The following is a 2,831-nucleotide window of genomic DNA, read 5'->3' as shown; positions in this document are numbered from 1 at the left end:
GTCCGAGGGTTACCTGCCTCCGCACCACTACGACCAGATCTTCACCGCCCACGGCGTGATCATGATCTTCTTCGTGGCGATGCCGCTGATCACCGGCCTGATGAACCTGGCCGTGCCGCTGCAGATCGGTGCGCGCGACGTCGCGTTCCCGTTCGTCAACTCGCTCAGCTTCTGGCTGTTCGTGTCCGGTGCGGTGCTGATCATGCTGTCGCTGTGGATCGGTGAATTCGCCGCCACCGGCTGGCTGGCGTTCCCGCCATTGTCGGGCATCGAGTACAGCAACAATGTAGGTATGGACTACTACATATGGGGACTACAGGTGGCGGGTCTGGGTACCACGTTGAGTGGTATCAACTTCTTCATCACCATCCTCAAGATGCGCACCCCGAGCATGAAGCTCATGCAGATGCCGGTCTTCACCTGGACCGCTCTGGTGACCAACGTGCTGATCGTCGCCGCCTTCCCGGTGCTGACCATCACCCTGGTGCTGCTGACCCTGGACCGTTACCTGGGTACGCACTTCTTCACCAATGACGGTGGCGGCAACGCCATGCTGTACATCAACCTGATCTGGATCTGGGGTCACCCGGAAGTCTATATCCTGGTGCTGCCGGCCTTCGGCGTGTTCTCCGAGGTCATCGCGACCTTCTCGCGCAAGGCCCTGTTCGGCTACAAGGGCATGGTCTACGCCACCGCCTGCATCGGCGTGCTGTCGTTCATCGTGTGGCTGCACCACTTCTTCACCATGGGCTCGGGTGCCAACGTCAATGCCTTCTTCGGCATCACGACGATGATCATCTCCATCCCCACCGGCGTGAAGATCTTCAACTGGCTGTTCACCATGTTCCGCGGTCGCGTGCAGTTCACCACGCCCGTGCTGTGGACCATCGGCTTCATGGTCACCTTCACCATCGGCGGCATGACCGGCGTGATGCTGGCGATCCCGGCCATCGACTTCGTGCTGCACAACAGCCTGTTCCTGATCGCCCACTTCCACAACGTCATCATCGGCGGCGTGGTGTTCGGCATGTTCGCCGGCATCACCTACTGGTGGCCGAAGATGTTCGGCTTCCGCCTCAACGAGTTCTGGGGCAAGTGCGCGTTCTGGTGCTGGTTCATCGGCTTCTATGTGACCTTCATGCCGATGTACGTGCTGGGCTTCATGGGCATGACCCGTCGTCTGCAGAGCACCGTCAACCCGGCCTACGAGCCGTTCCTGCTGGTGGCCGCTGTGGGCGCCTTCATCGTGGGTGCCGGCATCCTGTGCCAGATCATCCAGGTGGCCGTGTCGATCCGCGACCGCAAGAAGACTGCCGACCTGACCGGCGACCCGTGGGATGCCCGTACGCTGGAGTGGGAAACCTCTTCGCCGCCGGCTTTCTACAACTTCGGCACCCTGCCGGAAGTCACCGAGCTGGACGATTTCTGGGAGCGCAAGCAGCGTGGTGAAGCCTGGCCGAAGCCGGCCAAGTACACCGACATCCACATGCCGCGCAACACCGGCACCGGCGTTGTCATCGGCGCCTTCAGCATGGTGTTCGGCTTTGCGATGATCTGGCACATCTGGTGGCTGGCCATCATCGGCTTCGTCGGCATGATCGCCACGTTCATCTACCGCACCTTCGACCAGGACGTGGACTACTGGGTCCCGGCTGCCGAGGTGGAACGCATCGAGAACGAACACCGCAAGCACCTGGAAGCCCAGGGCCTGGTGAAGTCGGAGCTGAAGGCATGAGCACCAATACCTCGACCRTGAACCACGGGCACGCCGCACACGCGGCGGCCCATGGCCATGACGACCACGAGCACCACGACACCGGCGGCAACACCGTCTTCGGTTTCTGGGTGTACCTGATGAGCGACTGCCTCATCTTCGCCTCGCTGTTTGCCACCTACGTGGTGCTGGCCGGCGGCACTGAAGGCGGCCCCGGCGCGAAGGACCTGTTCGAGCTGCCGTTCGTGGCGTGGGAAACCGCGCTGCTGCTGACCTCGTCGCTGACCTTCGGCCTGGGCATGATCTCCATGCACCGCAAGCAGGTCGGCCAGATGTTCCTGTGGCTGGGCATCACCTGGCTGCTGGGCTTCGGCTTCATGTGCATGGAAGTCTATGAATTCCAGCACCTGATCCATCAGGGCTACGGTCCGGACCGCAGTGCCTTCCTGTCGGCGTTCTTCGCCCTGGTCGGTACCCACGGCCTGCACGTCAGCGCCGGCCTGCTGTGGCTGCTGGTGATGTTCGTGCAGCTGAAGAAGTACGGCCTGACCCCGACCAACAAGACCCGCATGGCGTGCCTGAGCCTGTTCTGGCACTTCCTGGACCTGATCTGGATCGGCGTGTTCTCCGTCGTCTACCTCAATGGAGCGCTGTAATGGCACATGACAACCATGCACACGACCACGCCGCCGGCGGCGAAAGCCACGGCACCGTGAAGTCGTACCTGATCGGCTTCGTGCTGGCGGTGGTGCTGACCGTCATCCCGTTCTACATGGTGATGTCGGGTGATTTCTCGCGCACCGTCAACGGTGTGGTGATCGCCATCACCGCGGTGCTGCAGATGCTGGTCCACCTGGTGTTCTTCCTGCACCTGGACCGCTCGTCGGAGAGCCGCTGGAACGTCAACGCTGCGGCCTTCACCGTGGTGGTGATCGGCATCATCGTGGTCGGTACCCTGTGGGTCATGCACAACATGAACGTGCACATGATGCACTGACGTCTTCGCGACGTTGCCACGCAGAAAGGCCGCCCCCGGGCGGCCTTTCTGTTTGTCCGTGAGTTGGGCGTTTTGTGCGCCCGCTCGGCATGGCAGGCGCGTGGTGGTAGTGCCGGCCGC

General features: G+C 62.2%; 3 protein-coding genes. All 3 read left to right on the top strand.

Annotated features, from left to right (window positions below; translation table 11 throughout):
- On the top strand, positions 1 to 1,735 hold a 1,735-nt coding region (locus tag AB4Y84_RS18365), incomplete at its 5' end, for a cbb3-type cytochrome c oxidase subunit I (protein WP_442250611.1).
- Positions 1,732 to 2,370 carry a cytochrome o ubiquinol oxidase subunit III gene (gene cyoC, locus AB4Y84_RS18360; protein WP_442250610.1) on the top strand — a complete coding sequence of 213 codons (639 nt, stop codon included), beginning with the start codon at positions 1,732 to 1,734 and terminating at the stop codon, positions 2,368 to 2,370. The genes AB4Y84_RS18365 and cyoC, both read left to right, overlap by 4 nt.
- Complete coding sequence (gene cyoD / locus AB4Y84_RS18355) at positions 2,370 to 2,711, top strand: cytochrome o ubiquinol oxidase subunit IV (protein ID WP_025873831.1); 342 nt, start codon at positions 2,370 to 2,372, stop codon at positions 2,709 to 2,711. Before cyoC ends, cyoD begins: the two co-directional genes overlap by 1 nt.
- Positions 2,712 to 2,831: the final 120 nt, after the last annotated feature.

The organism is Stenotrophomonas sp. 2YAF22, from assembly GCF_052114665.1.
In the GTDB taxonomy this organism is placed as follows: Bacteria; Pseudomonadota; Gammaproteobacteria; order Xanthomonadales; family Xanthomonadaceae; genus Stenotrophomonas; species Stenotrophomonas indicatrix.
The sequence above is the reverse complement of the archived record's forward strand: the minus strand, read 5'-3'. Positions and strand labels throughout refer to the sequence as shown.